This is a genomic window from Hymenobacter swuensis DY53, assembly GCF_000576555.1.
Lineage (GTDB): Bacteria > Bacteroidota > Bacteroidia > Cytophagales > Hymenobacteraceae > Hymenobacter > Hymenobacter swuensis.
On the sequence record NZ_CP007145.1, the window covers coordinates 2,558,877 to 2,585,463 of the forward strand.

27 protein-coding genes and 1 riboswitch are annotated in these 26,587 nt (G+C 61.3%); of the genes, 16 read left to right on the top strand and 11 right to left on the bottom strand.

The features are described from left to right. Nucleotides 1-31: 31 nt before the first annotated feature. Nucleotides 32-862, top strand: a complete 831-nt coding sequence (locus tag HSW_RS12310) for an ATP-binding cassette domain-containing protein (protein WP_044002176.1) — start codon at nucleotides 32-34, stop codon at nucleotides 860-862. A gap of 8 nt (nucleotides 863-870) precedes the next feature. Here the strand turns inward: HSW_RS12310 and HSW_RS12315 are convergent, their stop codons facing one another. Beyond that, nucleotides 871-1,365 (bottom strand): YbbC/YhhH family protein, encoded by a 495-nt coding sequence (locus tag HSW_RS12315; RefSeq protein WP_155832952.1) that lies wholly within the window; start codon nucleotides 1,363-1,365, stop codon nucleotides 871-873. A gap of 85 nt (nucleotides 1,366-1,450) precedes the next feature. Here HSW_RS12315 and HSW_RS12320 point away from each other — a divergent pair, with 85 nt between their 5' ends. The 4 genes from HSW_RS12320 (at nucleotide 1,451) to HSW_RS12340 (ending at nucleotide 6,699) form a co-directional block, all read left to right on the top strand. Beyond that, the gene (locus HSW_RS12320) at nucleotides 1,451-2,809 is read left to right on the top strand and encodes a sigma-54-dependent transcriptional regulator (protein WP_044002178.1); all 1,359 of its coding nucleotides are present in this window, start codon (nucleotides 1,451-1,453) and stop codon (nucleotides 2,807-2,809) included. Between the two features lie 228 nt (nucleotides 2,810-3,037). Further along, a complete protein-coding gene (locus HSW_RS12330) occupies nucleotides 3,038-4,816 on the top strand; it encodes a sensor histidine kinase (protein ID WP_044002180.1) in 1,779 nt (592 codons plus the stop codon). Between the two features lie 607 nt (nucleotides 4,817-5,423). Then, on the top strand, nucleotides 5,424-6,248 hold the full coding sequence (locus HSW_RS22830; RefSeq protein ID WP_052346392.1) for a phosphatase PAP2 family protein: 825 nt from the start codon (nucleotides 5,424-5,426) through the stop codon (nucleotides 6,246-6,248). Between the two features lie 37 nt (nucleotides 6,249-6,285). Beyond that, nucleotides 6,286-6,699, top strand: coding sequence for an EamA family transporter (locus HSW_RS12340; protein ID WP_044002181.1), 414 nt, complete (start codon nucleotides 6,286-6,288; stop codon nucleotides 6,697-6,699). Nucleotides 6,700-6,709: 10 nt separating this feature from the next. Here HSW_RS12340 and HSW_RS12345 read toward each other — a convergent pair whose 3' ends face one another. Continuing rightward, the gene (locus HSW_RS12345) at nucleotides 6,710-7,138 is read right to left on the bottom strand and encodes an EamA family transporter (protein WP_044002182.1); all 429 of its coding nucleotides are present in this window, start codon (nucleotides 7,136-7,138) and stop codon (nucleotides 6,710-6,712) included. A 3-nt stretch (nucleotides 7,139-7,141) separates the two neighbouring features. After that, nucleotides 7,142-7,546 carry a DUF4259 domain-containing protein gene (locus HSW_RS12350; RefSeq protein WP_052346393.1) on the bottom strand — a complete coding sequence of 135 codons (405 nt, stop codon included), beginning with the start codon at nucleotides 7,544-7,546 and terminating at the stop codon, nucleotides 7,142-7,144. A 189-nt stretch (nucleotides 7,547-7,735) separates the two neighbouring features. Here HSW_RS12350 and HSW_RS12355 point away from each other — a divergent pair, with 189 nt between their 5' ends. Next, nucleotides 7,736-8,083 (top strand): hypothetical protein, encoded by a 348-nt coding sequence (locus tag HSW_RS12355; protein ID WP_044002183.1) that lies wholly within the window; start codon nucleotides 7,736-7,738, stop codon nucleotides 8,081-8,083. Here HSW_RS12355 and HSW_RS12360 read toward each other — a convergent pair. The 4 genes from HSW_RS12360 to sdaAB form a co-directional block, all read right to left on the bottom strand. Beyond that, nucleotides 8,076-9,065 (bottom strand): NAD(P)H-dependent glycerol-3-phosphate dehydrogenase, encoded by a 990-nt coding sequence (locus HSW_RS12360; RefSeq protein ID WP_081768394.1) that lies wholly within the window; start codon nucleotides 9,063-9,065, stop codon nucleotides 8,076-8,078. The genes HSW_RS12355 and HSW_RS12360 overlap by 8 nt on opposite strands. Before the next feature lie 134 nt (nucleotides 9,066-9,199). After that, on the bottom strand, nucleotides 9,200-10,615 hold the full coding sequence (locus HSW_RS12365) for an efflux RND transporter periplasmic adaptor subunit (protein WP_044002184.1): 1,416 nt from the start codon (nucleotides 10,613-10,615) through the stop codon (nucleotides 9,200-9,202). 65 nt (nucleotides 10,616-10,680) lie between these two features. Beyond that, a complete protein-coding gene (locus tag HSW_RS12370) occupies nucleotides 10,681-12,192 on the bottom strand; it encodes a TolC family protein (RefSeq protein WP_044002185.1) in 1,512 nt (503 codons plus the stop codon). Between the two features lie 179 nt (nucleotides 12,193-12,371). Then, nucleotides 12,372-13,052: an L-serine ammonia-lyase, iron-sulfur-dependent subunit beta gene (gene sdaAB / locus HSW_RS12375; RefSeq protein ID WP_044002186.1), complete on the bottom strand. Its 681-nt coding sequence runs from the start codon at nucleotides 13,050-13,052 to the stop codon at nucleotides 12,372-12,374. 348 nt (nucleotides 13,053-13,400) lie between these two features. Between sdaAB and HSW_RS12380 the strand changes: the two genes are divergently transcribed. Together HSW_RS12380 and HSW_RS25090 are read left to right on the top strand one after the other, a co-directional pair. Continuing rightward, complete coding sequence (locus tag HSW_RS12380; RefSeq protein ID WP_044002187.1) at nucleotides 13,401-14,378, top strand: tryptophan 2,3-dioxygenase family protein; 978 nt, start codon at nucleotides 13,401-13,403, stop codon at nucleotides 14,376-14,378. Between the two features lie 40 nt (nucleotides 14,379-14,418). Beyond that, nucleotides 14,419-15,222, top strand: coding sequence for a M23 family metallopeptidase (locus HSW_RS25090; protein WP_052346394.1), 804 nt, complete (start codon nucleotides 14,419-14,421; stop codon nucleotides 15,220-15,222). 42 nt (nucleotides 15,223-15,264) lie between these two features. On the opposite strand, the gene HSW_RS12390 is transcribed toward HSW_RS25090, so the two are convergent. Next, nucleotides 15,265-15,816: a DUF2911 domain-containing protein gene (locus tag HSW_RS12390; protein WP_052346395.1), complete on the bottom strand. Its 552-nt coding sequence runs from the start codon at nucleotides 15,814-15,816 to the stop codon at nucleotides 15,265-15,267. Nucleotides 15,817-16,005: 189 nt separating this feature from the next. Between HSW_RS12390 and HSW_RS12395 the strand changes: the two genes are divergently transcribed. Beyond that, complete coding sequence (locus HSW_RS12395) at nucleotides 16,006-16,413, top strand: hypothetical protein (protein WP_044002188.1); 408 nt, start codon at nucleotides 16,006-16,008, stop codon at nucleotides 16,411-16,413. A 12-nt stretch (nucleotides 16,414-16,425) separates the two neighbouring features. On the opposite strand, the gene HSW_RS12400 is transcribed toward HSW_RS12395, so the two are convergent. Next, on the bottom strand, nucleotides 16,426-17,727 hold the full coding sequence (locus HSW_RS12400) for an MFS transporter (protein WP_044002189.1): 1,302 nt from the start codon (nucleotides 17,725-17,727) through the stop codon (nucleotides 16,426-16,428). A gap of 72 nt (nucleotides 17,728-17,799) precedes the next feature. Continuing rightward, nucleotides 17,800-19,086: an O-antigen ligase family protein gene (locus tag HSW_RS12405; RefSeq protein ID WP_155832953.1), complete on the bottom strand. Its 1,287-nt coding sequence runs from the start codon at nucleotides 19,084-19,086 to the stop codon at nucleotides 17,800-17,802. Between the two features lie 303 nt (nucleotides 19,087-19,389). Beyond that, nucleotides 19,390-19,596: riboswitch (cobalamin riboswitch) on the top strand. Nucleotides 19,597-19,791: 195 nt separating this feature from the next. Between HSW_RS12405 and HSW_RS12410 the strand changes: the two genes are divergently transcribed. The 4 genes from HSW_RS12410 (at nucleotide 19,792) to HSW_RS12425 (ending at nucleotide 22,897) form a co-directional block, all read left to right on the top strand. Beyond that, the gene (locus HSW_RS12410; protein ID WP_044004635.1) at nucleotides 19,792-20,193 is read left to right on the top strand and encodes an acyl-CoA thioesterase; all 402 of its coding nucleotides are present in this window, start codon (nucleotides 19,792-19,794) and stop codon (nucleotides 20,191-20,193) included. Nucleotides 20,194-20,371: 178 nt separating this feature from the next. Then, nucleotides 20,372-20,719 carry a hypothetical protein gene (locus HSW_RS12415; RefSeq protein WP_044002191.1) on the top strand — a complete coding sequence of 116 codons (348 nt, stop codon included), beginning with the start codon at nucleotides 20,372-20,374 and terminating at the stop codon, nucleotides 20,717-20,719. Between the two features lie 174 nt (nucleotides 20,720-20,893). Further along, nucleotides 20,894-22,471, top strand: a complete 1,578-nt coding sequence (locus HSW_RS12420; RefSeq protein WP_044002192.1) for an NAD(P)/FAD-dependent oxidoreductase — start codon at nucleotides 20,894-20,896, stop codon at nucleotides 22,469-22,471. A 66-nt stretch (nucleotides 22,472-22,537) separates the two neighbouring features. Then, entirely contained in the window at nucleotides 22,538-22,897 is a 360-nt protein-coding gene (locus tag HSW_RS12425) for a CoA-binding protein (RefSeq protein ID WP_044002193.1), read from the top strand. An 84-nt stretch (nucleotides 22,898-22,981) separates the two neighbouring features. Here the strand turns inward: HSW_RS12425 and HSW_RS12430 are convergent, their stop codons facing one another. Beyond that, a complete protein-coding gene (locus HSW_RS12430; protein ID WP_231501405.1) occupies nucleotides 22,982-23,767 on the bottom strand; it encodes a glucose 1-dehydrogenase in 786 nt (261 codons plus the stop codon). A gap of 204 nt (nucleotides 23,768-23,971) precedes the next feature. Between HSW_RS12430 and HSW_RS12435 the strand changes: the two genes are divergently transcribed. From HSW_RS12435 to HSW_RS12445, 3 genes are read left to right on the top strand one after another with little or no spacing between them, the layout of a single operon-like run. Next, nucleotides 23,972-24,556 (top strand): RNA polymerase sigma factor, encoded by a 585-nt coding sequence (locus HSW_RS12435; protein ID WP_044002195.1) that lies wholly within the window; start codon nucleotides 23,972-23,974, stop codon nucleotides 24,554-24,556. Continuing rightward, on the top strand, nucleotides 24,537-25,373 hold the full coding sequence (locus tag HSW_RS12440) for a hypothetical protein (RefSeq protein WP_044002196.1): 837 nt from the start codon (nucleotides 24,537-24,539) through the stop codon (nucleotides 25,371-25,373). The genes HSW_RS12435 and HSW_RS12440 overlap by 20 nt, the downstream gene beginning before the upstream one ends. A 26-nt stretch (nucleotides 25,374-25,399) precedes the next feature. Next, complete coding sequence (locus HSW_RS12445) at nucleotides 25,400-26,563, top strand: outer membrane beta-barrel protein (RefSeq protein ID WP_044002197.1); 1,164 nt, start codon at nucleotides 25,400-25,402, stop codon at nucleotides 26,561-26,563. Nucleotides 26,564-26,587 lie beyond the last annotated feature (24 nt).

A 26,587-nucleotide genomic window follows, 5' to 3' on the forward strand; every position in this document is an offset into this window, starting at 1 on the left:
TTCAACCACCTTAACACCTAGTATCTCACCGATGACTCCCTACTCCTACAAATCCCCCGTGCTCACCCTCGACAATGTGTCGCTGACGCTGAACGGGGAAACCATTCTGCGCGATATTTCGGCGCAGGTGCTGGATGTGTGCCGGCCGGGCATGAGCCAGGGCCAGGTGGTGGGCTTCTACGGCCGCTCGGGCATGGGCAAGTCTGTCCTGTGCCGGCTGATGGCGGGGCTGCTGGCCCCCAGTAGCGGCGAGGTGCTGGTGGGCGAGGCGCAGCAGCCGGCCACGCCCGGCGCGGTGGGCTTCGTGCAGCAGCACTACCCCTTGTTCAACCACCGCACCCTGCTCGACAACCTGCTGGTAGCCGCCGCCCGCCGCCACCCCGACCCCGCCGAGGCCCGCCGCCAGGCCGAAGAATACCTGGAGCGGTTCCAGCTCACGCCCCACCGCAGCAAGTACCCAGCCCACCTCTCGGGCGGGCAGCGCCAGCGCGCCGCCATTGCCCAGCAGCTGCTCTGCTCCGACCACCTTATCCTGCTCGACGAGCCCTTCTCCGGCCTCGACGTGGCCATGATTGACGAGGTGCGCAAAATCATCCTCGAAGTCACCACCCTCGACGAGCTCAACACCGTGGTCATCGTCTCCCACGACCTGGCCACCACCACCGCCCTCTCCGACCGGCTCTGGCTACTGGGCCAGGAGCGCGACGCCGCGGGCCAGCTGCTGCCCGGCGCCACCATCAGCCCCCAGCACCAGTACAACCTCGCCGAGATGGGCCTCGCCTGGCACGAAAACGTGGAAGCCGAGTCGGAGTTCGTCCGGTTCGTGGAGCATCTGAAAGAGGAGATTCGGCTGAGTGCGTAAGTGAAATACTATTTCCCGTGCGTCAGCTTTATTACCCGGCTGTCTCTTGAATCCAAAATGATGGTGAACGTACCTCCGTCCCAATTTTCTGGTAGCGTGCCCATCAATACCCAATATTTGTCAATAAGATATATCTCATAAGGCCGTTCATCCACGATGTGCTTTTTGCCATACGTGCGAAATAGAATTGGCTCAGCAAATCGCACAGCCGCAATGCTATCCGGCAATGGCTGCTGCGTTGTGGGACTGGCTGATTCAGAAGTTTTCTTCAGTGCTTCCTGAAGCTCTTCCTTCGCAACTTCCAGCCCTAATCGGCTATGTTTTTTGCCTTGTGCGCAGCTGCTGAAACTTAGTACCAGTAGGATTAAAGTGTAATAGAGAGTAGAGCGTAATAACATGGAGAAGAAGGTATAAGGAGGCTGTAGAGACGCAATATCTTGCGTCTCGTCGTTGCTGATGTTGTTTGAACCGCTCGGGCAAAGTCGTTCAACGACGAGACGCAAGATATTGCGTCTCTACACTCCGGCCTGCAGTTTTCCTCACAAGCCGATACTTTCGCATCCGAATCCCTCATTACTAATTCATAAAATGCCCACCGGTACCCTGCTCCTGATTGACGACGAAGCCCGCCTGCGCCAGCTGTTGGCGCGGGTGCTGGAGCTGGAAGGCTACACCGTGCTGCAGGCCCCCGATGCCAGCCGCGGCCTGGAGTTGCTGCAGCACCACGCCCGCGAGGTGCTGGTGGTCATTTCCGACGTGAAGCTCCCCGACGGTCACGGCGTGGACCTGATGCCGCGCTACCGCGCCAAAGCCCCCGACTGCGAAATTGTGCTGCTCACCGCCTTCGGCACCATCCCCGATGGCGTGCGGGCCATGAAGCAGGGCGCCTTCGACTACCTCACCAAGGGCGACTACGAGCAGCAGCTGGTGGTAGTGGTGGAGCGCGCCGCCGAAAAAGCCCGCCTGCGCCACCGCGTGGCCGAGCTGGAGCGGCGCATGAGCCAGCGGTTCAGCTTCGAGAGTATGATTGGCACAGCCCCGGCCCTGCGCCGCGCCCAGGACCTGGCCCGCCAGGTAGCCCCCACCGACAGCACCGTGCTGCTGGAAGGCCCCACCGGCGCGGGCAAGGAGCTGTTTGCCCAGGCGTTGCACGAGGCCAGTGAGCGAAAAGCCAAGCCCTTCGTGGCCGTCAACTGCTCAGCCTTCCCCAAGGATCTGCTGGAATCGGAGCTGTTTGGCTACAAGAAGGGCGCGTTTACGGGCGCGCTGGCCGATAAGAAAGGCCTGCTGGAGGAAGCCACCGGCGGCACGCTGTTTCTGGACGAAATCGGGGAGCTGGAGCTGAACGTGCAGGCCAAGTTTCTGCGGGTGCTGGAAACCCGGCAGTTCACCAAGCTCGGCGACACCAAGCCCACCAGCGTGAACGTGCGCATTGTGGCCGCCACCAACCGCAACTTGCGCCAGGAGGCCGCCGCCGGCCACTTCCGCCCCGATCTGTACTACCGCCTCTCGGTGTTCACCATTAACGTGCCCAGCCTGCAGGAGCGCGCCCAGGACGTGCCCATCCTGGCCGAGCATTTCCTCCAGCACTTCGCCGCCCAGCTGCGCAAGCGCCTGCCGGGTCTGGAGCCCGAATGCGTGGAGCTGCTCACGCGCTACGAGTGGCCCGGCAACGTGCGCGAGCTGAAAAACGTACTGGAGCGCGCCGCCATCCTGGCCCCCGCCGACCAGCGCCTCTCCGCCGGCTACCTCCCCGACGAATTTCACACCTTGCCTGCCTCCGGTAGCCCCGACGCCGACCCCACCGACCAGAGTCTGCGTGCCGTGGAAGCCCGCCACATCCGCCAGATCCTCCACCAAGTGCAGGGCAACAAAACCGAAGCCGCGCGCCGCCTCGCCATCGGCCTCACGACCTTGTATAGAAAGGTGCAGGAGTATGAGCTGTAGGGTATGCGGGTAAGAGGGTGTGAGTTTAGGGGGCGTCTGTCATCCTGAGCTTGCGAAGGACCTTACTACGCCTGAATAATTCCTCCCGAACGACTCTGCTGCCCTCCGCGCGACCTTCTGCGTCCTCTGTGGGCTCAATCCGCTTGCATGAATCAAGCGCGAGAAGGTCCTTTGCAAGCTCAGGATGACAGAACGGTAAATTCACCATTTCACCACCCTCGCCGCCCAATGTCTCTGAAACTCAAAATCCGCCTCAGCATTCTGACCATGCTGACTTTGCTGCTGGGGCTGGGCGGCTACACGTTTTTCACCATTCAACGGCTGGAAGGCGGGGCGCAGGGGATTCAGCAGGCCAATTTCCGCTCCGTGGAATATGGGGAGCAGATGCTGCGGGCCCTGGAGCAGCTGCAGGAACAGCCCGCTGCCCAGGCTCCGCTGGCTCAGCTCCGCCGCGCCCTCACCCGCGAGGCCGCCAACATCACCGAAACCGGCGAGTTGGAACTGGTGGACACGCTCACCCAGCACTTGGCTGACTACCAGCGCCTGATGGATGACCGCGCCCCGGCTACCCAACAGCTGGGCCGGCTGCACCAACTGCGGGCCGAAACACACCGCATGATGCAGCTCAATGCCGCGTCGTTCAACCTGCAAACCCGGCGCGTAACCGCGCAGGCCGCTCGCTCCCGCCGTCTGCTGCTCACGCTTCTGCTCCTGAGCACGGCTGTAGGCCTGGGCCTAGTGGTGCGCCTGCCGCGCATTGTATTGCGCCCCCTGCGCCGCCTCACTGCCGATGTGGAAGACATTGCCAGTCCCGGCCCGGCCACGCAGATTTCCATTGCCAAAAACGACGAAGTAGGCGCCGTGGCGCTGGCCCTGAACCGCGCATTTGGCTATATGCAGGATCAGCGCAGCGTGACGCGGGCGGCCTTGGCCACGGAGCGCAGTCGCCTGGAAAGCCTTATCGAGCACCTCGATGAAGGCCTGCTGCTGCTGGACCCCGACCGTACCGTTCTGCTGGCTAACCCGGCGGCCCGGGAGCTGCTGGGCCGTGCAGCCGCCGATCTGGTGGGCCACCTTGCGGAGGAGCTGAGCCAAGAGTCGCAATTGCTGCACGACCTGTTCCGGCCACTACTGGAGCAGGAAGCGGTGCGCGCCGGTGATACGCCCCCGCCGGTTACCCTCACCATCACCCGCCCCGGTGGCGAAACCGCTTACTACCAGCTTACCCTCAACCACATCGTCAGCCGCAACCGGGAAACCAGCCGCACCGAGTTTGTGGGGCATATTCTGAGCCTGCGCAACGTATCCGACTTCAAGAAGCTGGATGAGGTGAAGTCCAACTACCTAGCCACCATTTCGCACGAGCTGAAAACGCCGCTGGCCAGCATCAAGCTCAGCCTGATGCTGCTGCAGGATGAGCGCACCGAGCCCGAGGAGCGTCAGCGCATTGCCGACGGCATCCGCGACGAAACGCAGCGCCTGCTGGGCATGGTGGGCCAGCTACTGGCCGTATCCCGGCTGGATGCCGGGGCCGAAATCCAGTTCGATGTGCAGCCTATTCCGCTGGCCAACATTGTGCAGTACGCCATTGAAACCGTGCGCCCCCAGCTGGAGGATCGGGAACTGCAGCTGCGCCTGGAAGTACCCCATGACCTGCCTGCTGCCCGCGCCGACCTGGAAAAGACCACCTGGGTCCTCATCAATCTGCTGGCCAACGCCATCCGTTACTCCCCGCGTGGTGCCGACCTGTGCGTGCGGGCCCTGCAGCACGAAGGGCAACTGCAAATTGGGGTGCAGGACTGCGGGCCGGGCATCCCGGCAGAATATCACGAGCGGATTTTTCAGCGCTTCTCAGAAGTACCCAACGCCAGTGGCCACAAAGGGGGCTCGGGGCTGGGGCTGAGCATTTCGCGCGAGTTCATTGAGGCCCAAGGCGGACGGTTGTGGGTGGAAAGTGAGCCGGACCGGGGCAGTCGGTTTCTCTTTACGCTGCCATTAGCGGATTAAGAGACGGTACCGAAGCCTCCTCTTCTTTGCCGATAGCAGACTTACCAGGCAGCTGGCCGCTAAGCAGCACCTGCCGTTGCCCTGCAACCAGATAAAGCCACTGTCACAAGCAGCAGTATTTTGTACGCTTTTGGCTTGCATCCTGCTTACCCAATCAGTGTATTGATCGAAATAGCCGGATTTTTGGTTCCGATTTGGCACTATAGGCAATGTCACAAACAGCGGGGCAGTGGCCTTGAGGACGGGAGAAAATAGCAGCACATTTGTCTATCCCTCTGGTGCTTTCTCTTCGGGGGCAGCACCAATTCCGTCCCCTTTTCCACAACCAAAAGCGCAAGCCGAAGCACTGTCTTCGGCTTGTGCTTTTTCCGGGGTACCGGAACGCTCAGAAAGAGCCTGCATCAGCACGGCACAACAGCCCAAGAACACCGTAGCAGGACCTTCTATCCTCAAGTATCTTTGGTGCTGGCACTGGCGCAATAACCGGCGTGCGGCCACGCAATGAACAGACGCTTCAGGATTACCTCAGGATTAAGTTTTAATCTTACGTACTGAAGCCATCCGCCGGGCCGGATGACGGACTTTCGCACTTATCAACTCGTTTGCCGTGTCGTTTTTTTCTGCTTACGCTATCCGCCGCACTGCCGCTGGCCTGCTGCTTAGCGCAGCCTCCATCCTCCCCCTGACGGCTCAGATTCAGCCCGTACCCGCTTCTGCCGATACACTTCGCAAGTACGAAAACCCCGCCGGCATCCCCACGGTGGTGAAGCAGCCCTGGTATAAAGGCAAGCTGGTGAAGGCCACCATCGTGCCGGCCCTGCTTATTGGCTACGGCGCGTCCACCATCAACGGCAACGGTTTCTACAGCAGCTATGACGCCCGCCGCGACATTCAGAAGCAGTTTTCCGGCTTTCATACCAAGGCCGACGACTTTTTGATCATTGCGCCTTATCTGGAACTGGGCGCGGTGGCCCTGGCCGGCGTGAAATCACGCAACGACCGGATCAACACCCTGCTGGTTATCGGCAAGTCGGAGCTGATTTTCGGGGCCCTGACCTACGCCCTCAAGAATACCACCAAGGTGCTCCGGCCCGATGGCAGCACGCGCAACTCGTTTCCTTCCGGCCACACGGCACAGGCATTTCTGGCCGCCAGCATTGTGCACACCGAGTTCCGGGACCAAAGCCAGTGGTACGGCGTGGGGGCCTATACCATTGCGACCAGCGTGGCAGCCCTGCGCATGCTGAACGACCGGCACTGGCAGTCCGACGTGGTTGCCGGGGCCGGTATCGGTATTCTGTCGGCGCATCTGGGGTATCTTACCCACCGTAACCGCTGGGGCCGCAAGCCATATCTGAAAGGGGTAAGTGCTTCGCCCATGGCCTGGCCGGGTGGTGCTACCGGCCTCACGGTTACCTGGCGGGCCCAGTAGCCCGGCCCGCCTCTTCCTGATTTATCCTGCGCTGACTATGTGGTGGCGCTACGCCTTGCTTTCCGCCGTATTTGCGGCCCTTACGGCAGTACTGGCGAAAGTCGGGATGAAGGGCGTGGACTCCAGTCTGGCTACCGCCGTGCGTACGGTAGTTGTACTGGTGCTGGCCTGGGCCGTGGTGTATTTCCAGCACGGTCTGGGCGGCCTCACTCAGCTCACGCGGCAGAACTGGTTGTTTCTGGGGCTTTCGGGCGGGGCAACCGGGCTTTCGTGGCTGTTCTATTTCCGGGCGTTGCAGCTGGGGCCGGTATCGAAGGTAGCGCCGGTAGATAAGCTGAGCGTGGCCCTGGCCATTTTGCTGTCGGTGCTGTTTCTGGGCGAAAAGCTGACCTGGCAGACTGGTTTGGGCGCGGGTCTAATTCTGGCTGGCACCCTAGTGCTCATTCGGTAGAAACAGCCACTCAGTGCCCCCGGGCCAGCAGGGCAATGCCCACCACAATGCTCAGCAGCCCCAACCCCTGCGACCAGCTCAGCGACTCGCGTAACACTACCAGCCCCAGTACCGCCGTGAGCAGCACCGAGCCGCCCACAATAACTGGCGTGCCCACGGAGGAGGAAACGCCCCGGCTGAATACCACAAACGTCAAGATTTCGGCCAGCCCTACGCCCAGCCCGGCCAGTACCGCCAGCCCCACGCCTTTGCGGCTGATGTCCAGCGGCTGCCCGTTCAGATGCAGCCACAACAGCCACGCCGCCCCAAGGCCAGCGGCCACCAACTGCAGAATAACCGCCCCGGCCGCCGCCGAAATATACCCTGAGGCCAGCTTAATGAAGAAATTATAGGCCGCCAGGCACAGGGCCGTAAGCAGGGCCAGCAGCAGCCAGTGCATCGGTTAGGCGTGGGGTTCGAGGCGCTGCAGCAACGTGTGCTGCAATTCCTGCCAGTTGTTGTAGTCGTCGCTTTCGGCCCACAGCTCACGCAGCTCCGAGTTTTCCCGCAACACGGCCAATACGGCATGCCGGGCAGGCGTGCGCAGAGGCTCAATGTGGTCGATGGTAAGCCGGGGAATTACCAGCAGTAGGTCGGCCGGAAAGTCGGGGCCCGGCTTGCCCAGCACGGCGGCCACGATTTCAGCGGCGGCCAGTGCTTCACAGGCTTCGTCGGAGTCGAGGTAATCCTCCTCAGTTACGGCCGCCAGGGCTTCGCGCAACACTTCAGCTCCCGGCTCATCCTTGAAGTTACCGGCAAAATCAGCCGCTGTGTCATTATCAAAATTGTAATAGCCCCAGGCACCCATACGTTGGTTTGTTATTAGGATGAGTAGTTTGCAGGAGAAGATTTCTCTACCCTGAGCAACGCGGTAGCAAGCCCCACTCCTTCCCTTTACGGCTCTCCAGCGGCCGCGTTTGGTCGCCGTCGATAGAAAGTTGTTTTCAAGCTGTGCACTGTGTTGCCGGATGTACCCTATAATAACGTCTTACTTTCTATGGAAGAACATGCTTTATATGGCCAAGTATACACTGACAACGGCCTCGATTGGTTAAGCTCTCTACTGAAAAGCGAATCCGCCCAGGTACGGGAATCCGCTAACTACACCACTGGCCGCTACCTGTTAATCAGCACTGCTACTATCGACATGACGTTCGAACAGATAGCAAACACTGAGTTCCTTATTGCTGCCCAAGCTGTTAGTGCTTCACTATTGCTGCAGTTGGCTCATCGGGTATCAGCCATATTAGCAACCCACCAAGTACAGCATCGCATGGAGTTATATACGGTTGAGCAAGTGGAGTATGCCTACCTGCATTATCATTGGCCCCAACCGGCTACTTAAACTTCTCCTTCAGCAGCTCAATCTCCACGGCCGGCGAAATCTTCTCGTAGAGGATGTGGTAGGCCGCCGAGGTGATGGGCATGGACACCTGCAGCTTGCGGTTCACCTCATAGATGCTTTTAACGGCATAGTAGCCTTCCGCCACCATGTTCATTTCCATCTGGGCCGATTTCACGGAGTAGCCCCGGCCCACCATGTTGCCGAAGGTGCGGTTGCGCGAAAACTGTGAGTAGGCCGTCACCAGCAAGTCACCCAGGTAGGCGGAGGCCGACAGGTCGCGGGGCTGGGGGTTGAGGGCGTGCACGAAGCGGCGCATTTCCTGCACGGCATTGCTTACCAGCACCGCCTGAAAGTTATCGCCGTAGCCCAGACCGTGGGCAATACCGCCGGTCAGGGCAATGATGTTCTTCATCACGGCGCAGTACTCAATGCCATCCAAGTCTTCGGCGGGGTTGGCCTTCACGTAGCGGTTGCGCAGCAGGCGGCTGAAATCCTCCGCCAGCTCCGCGTCGGGTGAGCCGATGGTGAGGTAGCTCTGCTTTTCCAGGGCTACCTCCTCGGCGTGGCAGGGGCCAGCCACCACGCCCAGGCGGGTGCGGGGCAGGCGAAACCGCTCGGCCACGTAGTCCGTCACCAGCACGTTCTTGCCCGGAATCATGCCCTTAATGGCGGAAATCACACGCTTATTCTTGAGAGAATCCCGGTCCAGTTTGTCGAGGGTGCTTTGCACGAAGGCAGCAGGTACGGCTAGCACCAGCCAGTCGGCGTCCCGCACCGCCTCTTCCAGATCAGTGGTAGGGAGCACCCGGTCCAGATCGTGGACCACGGAGGAGAGGTAACGGGGGTTGTGGCGGGTGCGCAGCAGGTGCTGCACATCATCCTTGCTGCGCATCCACCAGTGGACGCGGCTGCCGTTTTCTGAGAGAATTTTGGTCAGCGCGGTGGCCCAGGAGCCGCCGCCAAGCATGGCTATTTTTTCCAAAGTCGGGAGGATGGGTGGGGAGGGTTCAGGCAGGTAATTTTAGCCAAAAAAAACGGAAGGCCGCCTCTGCATACGGCAAAGGCGGCCTTCCGGCAAAGGTTAGCGGCTCAGTGGTAGCGGCTAACTTTTATGGATTATTTCTCCTCTTCCTCGGACGCGTCTTCCTTCAGGGCAGCTTTGTTGAGGCTCTTGGCATCTTTTATCACCACCATGGCCCCATCTTTCAGGGTTTTGGATACGGCCCGGAATGGCCCGCTCACCACTTGGTCGCCGGACTGGATACCGCTCAGGATTTCCATGTTCTGAAAGTCGCTGATACCGGTTTTTACCGGTGTCATTATAGCTTTGCCGTTCCGGATTAGGAATACCACTTCCTGCGCGTCGCCTTTGGGAGCAGGCTGGTCAGTTTTATCGGCCTGGGCGTTGCTGCCCCGGCTTACGCGTACGGCGGGCGTCGCGCCTTTCTTATCGGCCGTCCGGGCACTGTCGGAGCGGGTGGTTACGGCGGCCAGGGGCACGCTCATCACGTTGGCTTTCCGGTTGGTGATGACGTCTACGGAGGCCGTCATGCCCGGGCGGAAGGGCACAATAGTACGGCCCTGCACCGTGCGCGTGAGTTTGCGGTACGACTCAGGCAGCAGCCGGATTTTTACCTCGAATTCCGTCACCGCTTCGGCCGTGAGAGCATCCTTGGCCGTGTTGGCAATGCTGGTGACGATACCCCGGAACTTCTGGTCCTGGCTGGCGTAGCTGTCCACTTCCACGTCGGCCGAGTCGCCCAGGTCCACGTTGATGATGTCATTTTCGTTCACGCTCACCCGCACCTCCATATTGTTGAGGTTGGCAATGCGCATGATTTCGGTACCAGCCATCTGGGAAGTACCCACTACCCGTTCGCCCTTCTTCACGTTGAGCTTGCTGATGGTACCGCTGACGGGCGCGTAAATGGTAGTTTTATCGAGGTTGCGGCGGGCCTCCTCCAGGCCGGCCCGGGCAGAGCGCACCGAGCTCTGGGCGGCCCGAATGCTCTGGCGGGCCGAGTTGATTTCCTCCTGCGAGGCATCGTAGGCGGCTTTGCTGGCCTCGTAATCCGACTGCGAAATCACCTTCTGCTTGTAGAGGGACGCATTGCGGCGGTACGTCAGCTCGGTTTGGCGGGCGCTGGCAATCAGCTGCTGCAGCCGCGCCTGGCTCTGGCCCACGTTGGCCTGCTGGGTACCCACCACCGCGCTCTGCTGGCTTACCACGGCCTGGTAGTTATCGGGGCGGATGCGCAGCAGCAGCTGGCCCTTCTTCACGGAGTCACCTTCCTCCACGTACAGCTCCGTAATTTCCCCGGATACGTCGGGTGAGATCTTCACTTCGGTTTCGGGCTGCACCTTGCCGGAGGCGCTTACTTTCTCCACGATGGTAGCCGGCGCGGCGCGGGCCGCCAGCACCTCAGTGCCGGCCGGCGCCCCTACCAGGCCTTGCTTTTTGGCCACCACGAAGCCCACAATCAGGACCAGCAGCACGGCCAGCAGGATGAACAGGGTACGGTTGTTTTTCATATGCGGAATCTTGGGAGCTTGAGGTCAGGGCTGTCAGGATGTGGCTTCGGAACGCCGGGCCACCACTACAAACTAATTGGCCGGCCCTGGTAGAAGTCGAGCACTTTGCGGCGGAAGATAAACTCGTACTTGGCCTGAATCATCGTCGATTCGGCGGCCGTGAGGTTGTTTTTGGCAATGTTGAACTCAGTGCCGTTGAGCAGGCCGTTGTTGAAGCGGATTTCGGCGTTGCGGTAGGCTGTAGTCAGGGCCTCTACCTGGCGGCGCGACGAGAGGTAGCGGCGCTGGGCGGCTATGGCGTCGGCGTAGCTCTGCTGGATGGTCTGGCGCAGCGTCAGGCGGGTTTGCTCGGCCCGTAGCTCCTGCTGCTGAATGTTGATCTGGGCCCGCTGCACTGAGGTGCGCGTCTGCAAACCGTTCAGAATCGGGATTTGCAACGAGAACTGCAGGTTTTTACCGATGTTGTCCTTGATCTGCGAAGAGAAGCTGGAGGGAAGCAGCTCGGGAATGGCCTGCTTGGGCTGCAGCAGAAAGAACGAGGATGGCACCGGCTGCCCCCCTACCGTCTGGAACACGGGCACCTGCACCGCGTCGGTGGAGTCGCCGTTGAACACCCGCGCCAACCGCGACGAGGAGAAACCCGTGAACACGCCCGCTCCGAAGGCCAGGCGTGGGTAGTAGCCGCCCCGGGCAATATCGAGGCTACGCTGGGCGGAGCGCACGCGCAGGTCGGCGGCCTTGATTTCGGGCAGCAGGCTCTGGGCCGTCTGGTAGGTACCGTCGGGGTCAGCGGCCAGCAAAGGCTGGTCGTCGGGGTCGGGCAGCGGGGGCACCTCAATCTCGAAGCCGGCGGGCGAGGGCAGGTTCAACAGCTGCACGAGCGAAAGGCGGGCCAAATCACGCTGGTTCTGGGCCGTCACCACGTTCACTTCGTCGGAGGCGAGCTGGGCCTGGCTGTCGAGCAGGTTGCTTTCGGCCACCGAGCCGGCCTTCAGCAGCTTCTGCGTACGCTCTACCTGGCTCTGGGAGCTAAGCACGCGCACCTCGTTGGCACGCACCAGCTCCTCAGACAGCACCAGCTGCAAAAACGCCGAGGCCACGTTCAGCGACAAATCGTTGCGGGCCTTCTCAATATCCAGTACGCTGGCTTCCGAGTCCAATGCGTTGCGTTTCACAGTATTACGCAGCTGAAAGCCGGAAAATAGCGTTACCTGCGAGTTGGCCGAGAAGTTGTTCGACCGGATGGTCTGGCTCACGAAGTCGTTGGTGAGCGGGTCGAGGCCGGTGCCGTAGTTCCAGGCCTGGGTGCCCGAGAGGTTGGCCGAGGGCAGCAAAGCGGCCCGGCTCTGGCGCAGCGTGGCGTTCTGCAGCTCGGCCGTGAGCTGCTGCTGGCGCACCGTCAGGTTGTTTTGCAGGGCGTAGTCCACGGCGCGCTGGAGCGTCCAGGGGCCGGTGGGCGCAGCGGCCGACAGGGAGCCGGCGGGGGGCTGCCCCGGCGTGGAGGAGGGCGTCTGGGCCTGGGCCGGCCGCACCGCCAGCAGCCCCGAACTTAGCAGCAGCCAGTAAAAACGCTTCATGGGAAAGGAATAGAGGGCGGATGAATGGAAAAAAGGCGGGCCGTCCGGCGGGTGGCTCAGGCCACCAAAGGTATCCGGCCGCGCCCACTCAGGTTTTCAAAAATCAACCAACCGCAGGAAAACCGCCGTTAACCGGCCGGCCGCCGCCGTTAGTTGCCGTTAGTTGCCGTTAACTGGCGCTAGTCGATGGTGGGAATATAGGTAACGCGGTGTACCCAGCGCAGCTGGCGCAGGTATTCCAGGGTGATGTCGCGCAGGCCCGAATCGACTTCGATAAACTGCCGGGCCGCGTCATTTTTGCCCTTGCGGCTCACGAACATGGTGGCAATGTTGCAGTCGTCGTGGGCAATGACGCTGGCAATGAAAGCAATGGAGCCGGGCACGTCGTCGGCATCGAGGATGAGCGTGTGCAAAGAGGCCGAGAAGTCGGACGGAAAGCCATCCACCTCCACAATCCGGATAACGCCCCCGCCCCGGCTCTGGCCGATGACCTCCACCGCGTGGCCTGTGCGCTCGTCGCGCAGCTGCAGCTTAATGGTGTTGGGATGCATGGTGGAGGCGTTGCCCACGCCCTGAAACGTGTACTGCAGCCCGGCTTCCTTCGCGTGGTCGAAGGCCTCACGGATGCGCACGTCATCAGTGGGCATGCCCAGCAGGCCGGCAACAATGGCACGGTCGGAGCCGTGGCCCTCGTAAGTGCGAGCGAAGGAGTTATAGAACGTGATGGTGGCGTGGGTTGGCTGGCTGCCCAGAATCCGGATGGCGGCCCGCGCAATGCGTACCACTCCGGCCGTGTGTGAGGAGCTGGGCCCGATCATCACCGGCCCGATCATATCGAAAATGCTGGATTTCTCTGCCATAAGCGGGGTAAAGGTAATTTTTAATGTGATTCGAATGCAGTTTGAATGTGGGGAATGAAGGTTGAATGTGATAAATGTGGTTTGGAATGCGGATGGAATGTGCGGAATGGGTCATTGCGAGCGGAGCGAAGCAATCCGTCCTTCTTCGAAGCCAGCAGCCTTGACCTATTCTGAAACCCTAACGCATGGGCCGTCCGCTGCACAGGGTTTGTGACTGCGTGGAGGATAGATTGCTTCGCTTCGCTCGCAATGACCCATTCCACACCATATTTCCCACATTCAAACTGCATTCCCTTCCCACATTAAACTCCCATCTTTGCAGCCGCCACCCTCCTTTCCACCTTGCCTATGACCGCCCCGCAACCCGAGCTGACGCCGGCCGTGCTGGAGCAGCTGCGCCGCCTGCAGCAACGCTACGCCGCCGACGACCAGGACCTGGCCGCCTACCTCGAAGGACTCTACCACACCCGCTACCTGGGCTATTGGGACTATATCCAGCTGGATACCCTGCTGAGCCTGCAACACCCGCTCACGAACATTCCCGACGAGCGGATTTTTATCATCTACCACCAGATTACGGAGCTGTACTTCAAGCTCTGCCTCTGCGAATACGAGCAGCTGGGCGACCTGACGGAGCCGACCCTTAAGGAAGTAGTACTGCGCGTGGGCCGCATTAACCGCTACTTTGAGAACCTGATCGACTCGTTCGACGTGATGGTGGACGGCATGGACAAGCAGCAGTTTCTGGAGTTCCGGATGGCCCTGATGCCGGCCTCGGGCTTCCAGAGCGTGCAGTACCGCATGATTGAGCTGGCCAGCACGGCCCTCACCAACCTCGTGCCCGAGGAGCAGCGCCGCCTGCTGGGCGAGGCCGCCGCCCACGACGAGCTGCTGGGCTGCATCTACTGGAAATCGGGGGCCACGGTGGTGGAAACCGGAGCCAAGGCCCTCACCCTGGTGGAGTTCGAGAAGAAGTATGCCGGCCGCCTGCTGGAGCACGCCCGCGCCTTTGAGCACCGCAACCTGTGGGCCGTAGTGCAGCGCCTGCCCGCCGGCCCCGAGGGCCGGGAGCATCCGCGCCTGCTGCACCAGCTCAAGCAGTTGGATGTAAATGTGAACGTAAACTGGCCCCTGATGCACTACAAATCGGCGGTGCGCTACCTGGAGCGCCACCCCGACGCCATTGCCGCTACCGGCGGCACCAACTGGAAGCAGTACCTGCCTCCCAAGTTCCAGCGCCGCATCTTCTACCCCACCCTCTGGAATGCTCAAGAGCTGGAAGACTGGGGCAAAGGCTGGGTAGAAAGCGTGCTGGGTGGCGAGTAAGCTGGGCGGCTATTTCATTCAACGTTTATCCTGATTTCCTGTGCGGCTATCCTCTCTGCTATTCCTCTCGGGCATAAGCACTACTGCTTTTGCCCAGCAAAAACCGGTGTTGATAACGGCCACTGATTACAAAGGCTCGGGGGTGATTCTGGAGGCCAAAAACATCAGCAGTATCCCTTACACGCTGGTGTTGACCTGCACTCTGCAAAACATGGAGCCCAGTACCGAGCTACCCCTGCGCAAAGTCATAGAACCGGCCAAAAAGAAGCTGACCCTGACCCGGCTTACTCCCGTAGGGCAGCCGTACCGGTATACCTACAACTACCGCTACTACCTGGGCAATACCCTTTCCGTCACGCCAACCGCAGATTACGTATATGACCTGCCCTTTGCAGCAGGTCAGGAGTATGCGGTGATGCAAGGCAATAATGGGGCCTTCTCTCATCTCAATAAACTGGCCGTCGATTTCAGCATGCCCGAAGGCAGCATAGTTTGCGCGGCCCGGGCGGGTATCGTTGCCGAAATCAAGCAGGATTCCAACACCGGCTGCCCTACTGCCAGTTGCAAGGATATGGGCAACTACATCATCCTCTTTCACGAAGATGGCACCTACGCCACCTACGTTCATTTCAAACAGAATGGCAGCCTGGTGCAGCCCGGGCAGCAGGTAGCGGCCGGGGCACCCATTGGCTACAGTGGCAACACCGGCTGGTCATCCGGCCCACATTTGCATTTTGAGGTGGATTTACCTTCCGAGCAGGAAAAAATCACCCTTCCGGTTAAGTTCCGGGTCGGCTCCCAGATTCTGGGAGAACTTCAGCAGGGCGCGCGTTACAAACGCTAAGCAGGCCTTCCATCAGTATGCCGCAGCGGCCGGTAATTCATCTTACTTCACCACAAACTGCACCCGGGTTTTCTCCCAGGCCAGCGTAACCTGACCAGTTGTATTGGTGGTGATGGTAAACCGCTCCAACGGCTGGGGGCTAACTCCGGGCTGGGCCTGCACGCGCAGTACGTCATCAGCCTCCTGATACTCGTAGGCACCCCACTGAGTGGCCGTTTTGTTGAAGATGATGGTCCATTCCTTTTCGGCGGGAATGGTAAACAGCGCGTATTTGCCTGCGGGCAGCGGCTGGCCCTGCACTGTCACATCCTGGTTGATGGTAAACGTAGTGGCTTCATTGGCTCCCGTGCGCCATACTTGTCCATAAGGTACCAGGCCGCCAAATACTTTGCGCTCCTTGGCTGAAGGACGACTGTAACTGATGGTAAGCATAGCCCCGCCGGGCACCCTGGTGGTAAGGGTAGCGGGCGGACTGGGGCGGCCGGGCTTATCTGCCGGTTTCTCCTGCTCGGAGCAGGCCGTCAGCGGCCCCAGGAAGAGCAGCAGCAACAGAAAAACCGGGAAACGCACCAGACGTGTACGGGTAGGGGGCATGGGAGGCAGAAACGAAATAAGGGGCCGGGCAGCAGCCCGGGCGCAGGACCAGAAAGTTAGCCTATCAATAATTATACCCCAAGTTAGAGGTTAGGTTACTTTTGTCGGGCAACCTTTTGCCTTCAACCGGCCTCCTCCCGGAGGCGGCCCTTGCTAGGTCTTAGTTTTTTCGCTCTTTCCAAACCTCTTATGAAAGCCATTTTCACTTCTTCCAGCCGCCTTTTCGCCGCCGTTTTCCTGGGGCTGAGCATCACCTCCTGTCTGTCTGATGCCGATGACAGTTCCTGCTCTCAGGAAGTAGTGGGTTCTGTGGCGGTGGTAGGTGGGGCCAAAACCGGCAAAGTCGGCACTCCCGTAGCCGTTACCTACACGGTGAGCATCATCAATGGATGCGGCCAGTTCAAGGAACTGCGTGAGCAGCGCGAAGCCAACAAAGTATACCTCGCACCCACCGTCCGCTACGAAGGCTGCACCTGCCCCCAGGTGGCAGCTGACTATCAGGGCACCTACCAGTTTGTTGCCACGCAGCCGGGCCAGTACATTCTTAATTTCCCCAACGTCACCAAAACCATCACCGATACCATCACCATTCAATAACTACCCAACGGCCTATTCCGGGCTCATGCGGGAAGTGGTGCGGGTGTCGGCCATGCGCCAGTACACCAGCAGCGACACGGCCGCGCAGGTCGTCACGTACCAGTAGAACCAGGTTTCCACGCCGTGGTCTTTGGCCAGCAGAGCCAGGTATTCGGCGGAGCCCCCAAAGACGGCCACCGTGAGGGCGTAGGGCAACCCGACTCCCAGGGCCCGGATTTCAGTCGGGAACAGCTCGGCTTTTACCACGGCATTGATGGAGGTATAGCCGCTTACCACTACCAGCGCCACCAGCAGCAGCCCAAAGGCCGCGCCGGGACTACCAGCCTGGCCCAGGGCTGTAAGCAGCGGTACGGTGAGCAGGGTGGCCCCCACGCCAAAAAACAGCAGCACCGGTCGCCGCCCAATCCGGTCCGACAGCGCGCCCATCAGTGGCTGAAACAGGATAGCCACGCCCAAAGCCCCAAATGACACCAGGGTGGCCTGGCCTTTGGTGAAGCCAGTAGTATTCACCAGGAACTTCTGCACGTAGGTAGTAAACGTATAGAACACCACCGTGCCGCCCAGGGTGAGGCCGATTACCGTAAGCACCTCGCGCGGATGCTGCAGCAGTATCCGCAGTTGGCCGGGCCGGCCGGCAGTCCGGGCCGGGGCAGCTTCCCGCTCGAAAGCATCGGTTTCTTCCATCGTGCGGCGCAGATACAGGGCCACCAGCGCGGCGGCGGCCCCAATGGCAAACGGCACGCGCCAGCCCCAGGCGTACAGCTCGGCCGGCGTGAGAAACTGCTGCAAACCCAATTGCACCAACAATGCCAGCAACTGGCCGGCAATCAGCGTAACGTATTGAAAACTGGAGAAGAAACCCCGGTTTTTGGCGTCCGCCATTTCGCTGAGGTAGGTGGCCGAGGTACCGTACTCCCCTCCTACGCTCAGGCCCTGCAGCAGCCGGGCCAGCACCAGCAGGACCGGGGCGGCTACCCCAATCTGGCTGTACGAGGGCGTGAGGGCAATCAGCAACGACCCGCCGCACATCAGCAGCACCGAGGCCAGCAGGGCGGCCTTGCGCCCGGCCCGGTCGGCGTACACGCCCATGAGCCAGCCGCCCAGCGGCCGCATCAGAAAGCCCACCGCAAAAATGGCCGCCGAGTTGAGCAGCTGCGCCGTAAGGTTGCCTTTGGGAAAGAAAGCGGGAGCGAAATACAGGGCAAAGGCCGAGTACACATACCAGTCGTACCACTCTACCAGGTTGCCCACCGAGCCGCTGAAAATGGACCGGATGCGTGAGGCCATGGTGCGGGACGTGGTGACGTGCGGCATAAAGCAGGACAAATTGGGTAGCAGAATATTGGGCGGCGGCCACGCCGGGAAGGCGTCCTGCGCAAGAATAGCTTAATCCGGCAACTTCGGGGCCGCCCGCAGGCGGTTGGTTTCGGCGGCTACTACCAAAAAGCCGTAGCCAAACACGAACAGGTTCAGCCCGATCTGCAGGCTCAGCATATCCGCTACCATCATTACGGTGGCCTGGGTCAGGATAAATAAAACGATGTAGGGGTTGCGCCGGGCACTGCGGTGGCGCAGGGGCCAGAACAGGATACTCAGCCAGATGGCCAGTCCCACCAGCCCGCCCCCGACCAGCGCACTCAGGTACTGGTTATGCACGTTCACCCAGTTGGCCGGCCGCAGCCCGAAGTTTTTCCAGCGGTATTCGTCCAACATGGCCGCGTAAGCATCGGCCGGGCCTACGCCCACCAGCCAGTTGCGCCGGATGATGCTGGCGGCCGTTTCCACCGCCGCCAGCCGCCGGGCCAGGGAGTAGTCGTTGATATCGTTTCCCTGCACGTACTGCTTGATGTCCCAGGAGGTGGACTCTACCCGCCGCTGCACGGAATGGAGCGTTTGAAACGCCACCCACGGCCCCAGAGCCAGCAGCACCAGCAGCCCCACCCCGAACGCAACGTGCTTCCGCAGCAGCAGCCGGATGGCGTAGGCCAGCAGCCCGGCGTACAGCACCAGCAGCCCCGTGCGGTAGGCCAGCACATGCAGCGTCAGCACGATAACGGCCGCCGCCGCCAGCAATACCGCCCGCCCCAGAGGCCCCACCTGTTGCTCGCGCCGCAGCAGTAACCCCCAGAAAAATGCCTGCGCCAGCATGGTTCCGAAGGCAATGTGAAACACCCCGGTAATAGCCTGCACGTTGTGGCCCACGTTGATGGCGGCATCGGCACTGACGGGGTCCAGCAGATACTTCACCAGCGTAGCCAGGGCCACGGCGGCTGTACTCAGTACAAACAGTGCTCCTACTGCCCGCCGCTGCCGCCCGCTCAGCGGAACGGCCAGCGTGAAAGCCAGCGGCACGCCCAGCCACGTCAGGCTTCGGAACAGCTCATGCCGCCACACCGCCCACTCGCTGGTATAGAGCCCGCTTAGCAGCAGGAACGCCACCAGTGCCACCGCCCGCAGCAGGGCCCCGTTATGCCAGCAGCGGGCGGCCGTCTGGCGCAGCTGGGGGTTAGCCAGCACGGCCAGTACGCCTACCACCGGGCTCAAAGCAATCAGGGCGCGGGAGGCCAGCAGCCCGGCTACGCCCGCCCCGCAGGCCAGCCACAACAGGTGCTGAGATAATTTTCCCGAACGATAATACGCTCCTATGGCCAGGGTTTCTACCAACTTTGGCATGCCGTTACTATTCACTAAAACTTCCTGACACGGTAGCTGCTGTGGCACTCCTGCGGTTTTTATACGCCGCCGAGCCATGATTTCCCGGCAGCTGAACACCGCACGTCTGACAACCTGAGTAAAACGGCCTTGAAATCCGAATCATTACCACTTGTTACTGTAGAAAGGCATATCCCCAGAGCGCAAAGTACGCCTTCTGCCCAGTAGCATCACAGCGGCTCCGGCCCTGAACAGTTCTTTTTTCGCCCCGAAGCCGCTTCCGAATCTGTGCGTACTTTGCGGCCACGTTCTTTGTCTGTTTTTTCAGTCAGACGAGCGGCAGGTGGCCCGGCTGGTTGGCAGGGCCCGAAAAGGGAACCGGGTGCAACTCCCGGACAGACGCGCTACTGTAATGGCCCGCCACCCCGGTGGCAACGGCTTCCCCACGCAGCCCATTACCGCCCCCGGGCCGGTGAGAAGGGCGGGGAGTCGGGCCTGAGTCAGGAGACCTGCCTGCCGCTTTTGATGATGAGGCTTCTTCGCGACCTGAGAGCCTTGTTGGGTGCTGCCACGGCCGGCCGCTTTTCCGGCCCGCAACCCGGGAAACCTATGCCCGGGCGCAGCGCAGCCGGGGGCGTGGCAGTCAGCGAGGAGCTACTACGGGAAACGTACGAGGCCGCCAAAACGGGCCGGGAAAGTGCATTCATCCACCTTTTTCCAGTTTCCATGTCCACGCTTGCCGAAAAAATCACGCGCGCCGAAACGCGCATCTTCAAGGCTGTATTTCCCAACACCACCAACCACTACGACACCCTGTTCGGGGGCACCACCCTGCACATGATGGACGAGGTGGCCTTCATCACGGCCACCCGCTTCTCGCGCCTCAAAATGGTGACGGTATCCTCCGACAAGGTCGATTTCACCCACCCCATTCCCGGCGGTACGCTTGTTGAGCTGATCGGGCGGGTAGAACATGTAGGCAATACCAGCCTGAAAGTGCGGGTGGAGCTGTTCGTAGAGCAGATGTACTCCGAGGAGCGCCACCGAGCCGTTTCGGGCCTGTTCACCTTCGTGGCGGTGGATGAAAACAAGCGGCCCGTGCGCATTCTGCCCGCTACGACTGTCTGAGCCGGTTTCACAGCCAAAGTGGTACCCCATCTGTACCGTTAGTACTACCCCCGGCGGCAGTCTGGCGGGGCAACTGAGCCGTAAATAAGACGTAAACAAGATTTTTTCGGATTGAGCTGAACTATTCCGACCCCGCCCGTGGTTTTGCCTGCCATTCCCCCTTTGTCTCATCCTAGATATGGCTTCTGAAAAGGACTACACCCCGCAGATGAATGCCCGCCTGGAACAGTCGTTCCGGGAAGCAGACCAAGCCCGCGAAGATTTAACCGATTCTATGGCAAACTCAGTGGCCGCTAACTGCGACCTGCTTCACCACGGCCTCATCAGCGCCAAAGGGCTGGAAGTAACCACCGAAATGTACCGGCACCTGCTGGGCAACCTGCTGCGCCACCCTTCAGGCGAAGTGCGCACTCAGACACTGATGCTGTTTAACGAGGCCATGGAGGAATTCTGGCCCCGCCTCCAGGGCTCGGGCTCGGGCAAAAACCAGACTACCCCGAACAGCAACGGCCACACCAGCCACTAGCCCCGCCTGCTGCTCCTGTACCTGCCGCCCCGACTGCAGGCCGGCCCTGAACCACGTTGGTTTAGGACCGGCCTGCAGTCGGGGCGGCGGCGTGTGGCGGGGCCGCGTATCTTTGCGCTTCCTTGATTCCAGTACCGGTTCAGAGGCTAACTCCCTTTCACCCCCATTTACTCCATGTCCCTTCCCCAGGAACTTGAGCTACTGCTGCCCCCGGAGGTAGCCTACGATGAGCTGGCCCGCTACCGCGCCCTGCTCGATGCCGCCGGCCTCGTGCCCGGCCAGGCCGATTTTGTGCATCTGCGCAAACGCTCCATTGATGCCCGGGGCCGCCAGCCGCTGGTGCGTCTGCGCGCCGACATCTACCGCACGGTCCCGCCAGCCGACCTGTTCGGCCCCTGGTTCCAATACCCCAACGTCAGCCAGGCCACCCGCTCGGTACTGATTGTGGGCGCTGGCCCGGCCGGGCTGTTTGCCGCGCTGCGGGCCATTGAGCTGGGTATCAAACCCATTGTGCTGGAGCGCGGCAAAGACGTGCGCACCCGCCGCCGCGACCTGGCCGCCCTCAACAAAGACCACGTGGTGAATCCGGATTCTAACTATTGCTTCGGCGAAGGTGGGGCCGGTACCTACTCCGACGGCAAGCTCTACACCCGCTCCACCAAGCGCGGCGACATCCAGCGCATCCTGCGGATTCTGGTGCAGCACGGCGCCACCTCCGATATTCTGGTAGATGCCCACCCCCACATCGGCACCAACAAGTTGCCCTCCGTGGTAGCTGCCCTGCGCGATTCGGTACTGGCGGCCGGCGGCGAGGTGCGCTTCGATACCCGCGTAGATGACCTAGTTTTGACCGGCCAGCACCTGCGCGGCGTGGTCACGAGCACCGGCGAGGAGCTGACGGCCGATGCCGTAGTGCTGGCCACCGGCCACTCGGCCCGCGACATCTACGAACTGCTGCACCGGCGCGGCGTGCTCATCGAGGCCAAGCCGTTTGCTTTGGGCGTGCGCGTGGAGCACCCCCAGCAGCTCATCGACCAGGCCCAGTACCGCCGTCAGGACCGGGGTGAACTGCCGGCCGCCTCCTACTCCCTGGTGCACCAGACGCAGTGGCAGCAGCGGCAACGGGGCGTGTTCTCGTTCTGTATGTGCCCGGGCGGCTTTATCGTGCCCGCCGCCACGGCTCCCGGCGAGGTGGTGGTGAACGGCATGAGCCCCAGCCGCCGCGACTCGCGCTTCGCCAACTCGGGTATTGTGGCAGCCGTGGAACTAGAGGATATGGATGTACGCCAGCACGGGGCGCTGGCCGGCCTGCGCTTTCAGCAGGCAATTGAGCAGCGCGCCTGCCAGCTGGCCGGCAACACCCAACTGGCCCCCGCCCAGCTTTTGGGCGACTTCCTGAAAAAGAAAACCTCCGCCTCCCTGCTGGAAACCAGCTACCAGCCCGGCCTAGTATCGGTGCCGATGGATGAGGTGCTGGGCGCGGGCCTCGCGGACCGGCTGCGGCAGGGCTTCCAGAACTTCGGACGCAAAATTCCCGGTTACGCCACCAACCTAGCCCAGATTGTGGGCGTGGAAAGCCGCACCTCCTCCCCCGTGCGCATCCCCCGTGACCGGGACACGCTGCAGCACCCGGAGGTGCGCGGCCTGTTTCCCTGCGGCGAAGGAGCGGGCTACGCCGGCGGCATTGTATCGGCCGCCATGGATGGCGAACGGTGCGCGGAAGCCGCCTTTGCAGCCATTGGCACGAAATAGCCGTTTAAGCCCATATCATCAATTGTCCGGCCACCTGCTGGCAACGCTACCTTAAGCTACCTACTCATGAAAAAGACCCTTGTGCTGGGCGCTACCGATAACCCCGCCCGCTACGCTTACCGCGCCGTACATCAGCTCAAAAGCCACGGCCATGAGGTAGTGCCGGTGGGCATCCGCAAAGGCTCGGTAGCCGGCCTGGAAATCCGTAACGACCGGCCCGCCGCCGAGGGCGTGGACACCGTGACGCTCTACGTAGGCCCCCAGAACCAGCCCGACTGGTACGACTACATTCTGGACCTCAACCCTAAGCGCATCATCTTCAACCCCGGCACCGAAAACCCGGAGCTGGAAGAGCTGGCCCAGCAGCGCGGCATCCAAACCGAAGAAGCCTGCACGCTGGTGATGCTGAGCGTGGGGCAGTATTAGGCTGCCAGTGGGCTATACCATGAAATAAAAAAGCCGCCGTGCCTGAGGCACGGCGGCTTTTTGCGTCGGCGGTTTGCCTACGTCTTACTCGGCGTTGCCGTACATGTTGGATTCGCCGCCATCGATGGCAATGGTTTGGCCACTTACGTAAGAGGCGTCTTCGCTCAGCAGAAACGCCACCAGCTTGGCTACCTCTTCCGGCTGGCCCAGGCGGCGTGTGGGGTTGTTGCTGGCATACTGGGCTTCGGCCTGTTTGGGGTCAGTGGGGTTTATCTGCTTAAAGGCCTCGGCTACCATGGGCGTGAGGATGGCGCCGGGCGCAATGGCGTTGGTAGTAATGCCGTAGCGGCCGTATTCCAGTGCCGCGTTTTTGGTCATGCCTGATACCGCGTGCTTGCTGGCCACGTAAGGCATCTGATTCAGCACGCCCCGGATGCCGCCCACGGAGGCCACATTTACGATACGTCCCCCGCCCTGCCGCTGCATAACCGGCAGCACGTAGCGCAGGCCGTAGTACACGCCCAGCAGGTTGATATCAATGACTTTCTTGAACATGGCTACGTCGTACTCGGTAATGGAGGCCTGCTTGCCTTCAATGCCCGCGTTGTTATAGAACCCATCAATACGGCCAAACCGGGACACGGCCTCGTCCACGTAGTGCTGAACAGCAGCCTCATCGGATACGTCGGCCACTACCGTCAGCACCTCTACCTCCGGGAATTCCCGGACAATGGCCTGTCGGGCTTCCTGCAGGCTTTGCTGATTGTAGTCAATCAGCACTAAATGGGCACCCCGGCCAGCCAACTCTTTGGCCGCCGCCAGCCCTAGGCCCATAGCAGCACCCGTAATCACCATAACTTTTCCTTGCATCGTTTTCACAGCTCAAAGATGTATGTTGGTACATATTATAGACACCCAATTTTTATGATTGTTGCTGGAAGCCCGCATTTTACTCGGGAGCTTTTCATTTTATACAGTCGCCAGTTTTTTTTACGTCCTCAGGCAACCCCTGCGGCCCGGCCACCATCTAGCCCCCAAACGACCTGCTGCTGACCAAACTTTACGCCTTTTCCCGTGACCGATGTTGAGCTGATAGCCGCCTGCCGCCAGGGCAGCAGCCGCGCCCAGAAACTGCTGTATGAGCGGTTCGCGGGCCTGATGCTGTCTGTGTGCCTGCGCTACCTGCGCCGGCGCGAGGACGCGGAGGAAGCCCTGATTGTGGGCTTCACCAAAGTATTCCGGGCCCTCGACCAGTATCGGCACGAGGGCTCCTTCGAAGGCTGGATCCGGCGCATTGTGGTGAACGAGGCCTTGGGGATGCTGCGCCGCAAGGAGCCGCTGCACATGGCCATCGATGACCTGACCTACGACGTGCCGGCCACTGCCGCCGAAGCAGAAAGCCAACTCAACGCCGCCGATATGCTGGCGTTGCTGGCCGAGCTGCCCGCCGGCTACCGCACCGTATTCAACCTGTACGCCCTGGAGGGCTACACCCACCCCGAAATCGGCGAACTGCTCGGTATTTCGGAGGGCACCAGTAAGTCGCAGCTTAGCAAGGCCCGGGGCATGCTCCAGCGCCGCCTCGCGGTGGCCAGTGCCCAGGCCCGGCCCGCTTCCACCTCCTCACCCAAAGAACTGTATGCAACCGGAAGATATTGATCAGCTGTTTCGCGACCGGCTCGCGGATCATGCCCCAACCCCGCCCGCTTTCGTCTGGGACGCCATTGAGGCCGAAATTCAACCCCGCAAGCGGCGGCCGGCCATGTGGCTGGCTGCCGCTGCTGTGGCTTTGTTCACGCTGCTGGGCGGCGCCTGGTGGGTGCTGACGGGCGGCACCGGCAGCTCCGCCGGCCGGCCTGAAATGGCCGCCACCACGACCCGGCCGGCCTCGGCCACCCCGGCCCGCCCCACCCCGGCACCGGCCGAACTAAACTCCGAAAAAAACACGCTGGCCCAGGCAACCCCTTCCCCCGCCTCGCCATCTAGCCCCACAGAAGCCCCGGCCACTGCGCCGGCCGCCGTAGTGGCCACTACGACGCCCGCTTCGGAAGCCCGGTCCGCGGGTGTACAACCGGACCCCGCTCCCGCAAGCCGCCGGATCAGCCGGCCTCGTGCTTCTGAGCCGCAGCAACTGGCTGTAGCCGCTTCCCTGCCGGGGGCAGAACCCCGGATAACGGCCCAAAGCTTCGCCGAATCGGCCATCAGCCGCCCGGAACTACCCCTGGCCCAGCCCACCGAACCGCCCGCCCGCACTGTGGCCTTCACCGGCCCCATTGAGGTGGAAGTACGCAACGCCACCGAAGCTCCGGCCCCGGTCGTGCCTGCTCACCGGCCCCGGCTGGTATCGTTGCTGCGGCAGGCCCGCAACGTAGTGCAGGGCGAAAAGGTGAGCCTCACGGCCGCCGGCTTGCCCGAAACGGTGACGGTGCAGGCCCGCTTGGCGGGTCGCACGCTCACCAAAGTCATTCAACTCTAACTCTCCCGCTTCTAGCGCCTTCTGTTATGAAACGCCTCCCCGTTCTCCTCGCTGCTTTGCTTCTCGGTGCTGCTTCCGCCAGCCAGGCCAAAACGCTGCCCTGCCTCGCCCCCCCCGTTGCCAACGACGACACCATTGTGGTGAAACTGCCCAACCAGGCCACCATGACGCTTTTTGTGAAGAACAAAGCCCAGCTGCGCGAACTGCGCCAGTACAAGCTCGATTCGTTGTTAGTTCTGCTCGACGGCTACATCACCCAGGCCGAGGCCGCCGGCAAAAACTCCAAGTCGGAGCAGGTGACCATGGAATTCTACCCCGCCAAGGAACAGCCTGGCAAACAGGTACCCGAGCAGATCCGCATCACGGTGCGTAACCAGGGCACCGGCGCAAAAGCCACCAAATCGGCTGACCACGTGGACGTGACGTTGGGCCGCGTGTTTGGGGTGTCGGTGGATGAAAGCACCGACGGCGGCAACGACCGGGTATCGGTGCGGGTGGGTGCCACCGCCGCCTCCGACTCGGTGCGCAACGCCGAGCGGAAGGCCAAGCAGGAAGAGCGCGCCAACCGCGCCGTGCACAGCAACTTTGATATCGACCTGGGGCTGAACGCGCTGGTCAACAAAAGAGCTGATGTTAATGGTGTGACGCCTGAGCTGCGGCCCATAGCCTCCCGCTACATCAGCCTCAACTGGCACTACGATATCCGGCTGGGCCGCAAAGGTTCGGTGTTGTTCCTGCGCACCGGCCCCGAGTTGGGCTTCAACAACTACATGCTCGACAACAACTACCAGTTCCTCAATAATGATGGCGTGACCGTGCTGCGCAAAGCCGACACCGGCCGCAACCTGGAGAAGAGCAAGCTTTCCGTTACCAGCATCAACCTGCCCCTGATGCCCATGCTCAGCTTTCAGGACAAGAAGGGCAAGGATGCTTTCCGGATCGGGGCCGGCGGCTTCGTGGGGTATCGGCTGGGCTCGCACACCAAAATCAAGTACCAGGAAGACGGCGACACCAAGAAGGACAAGGACCGGGGCAACTACAACCTCGAAGACTTCCAGTACGGCGTGCAGGGCCTCATCGGCATCCGCGGCATCGACCTGTTCGTGAAATACAACCTCAACGACACGTTTAAAACCAACCGTGGCCCCCAGGCCCAGACCCTGAGCTTCGGCGTATCGTTGCTCAATTAAAAAATGAGAATTAAAGATTAAAAA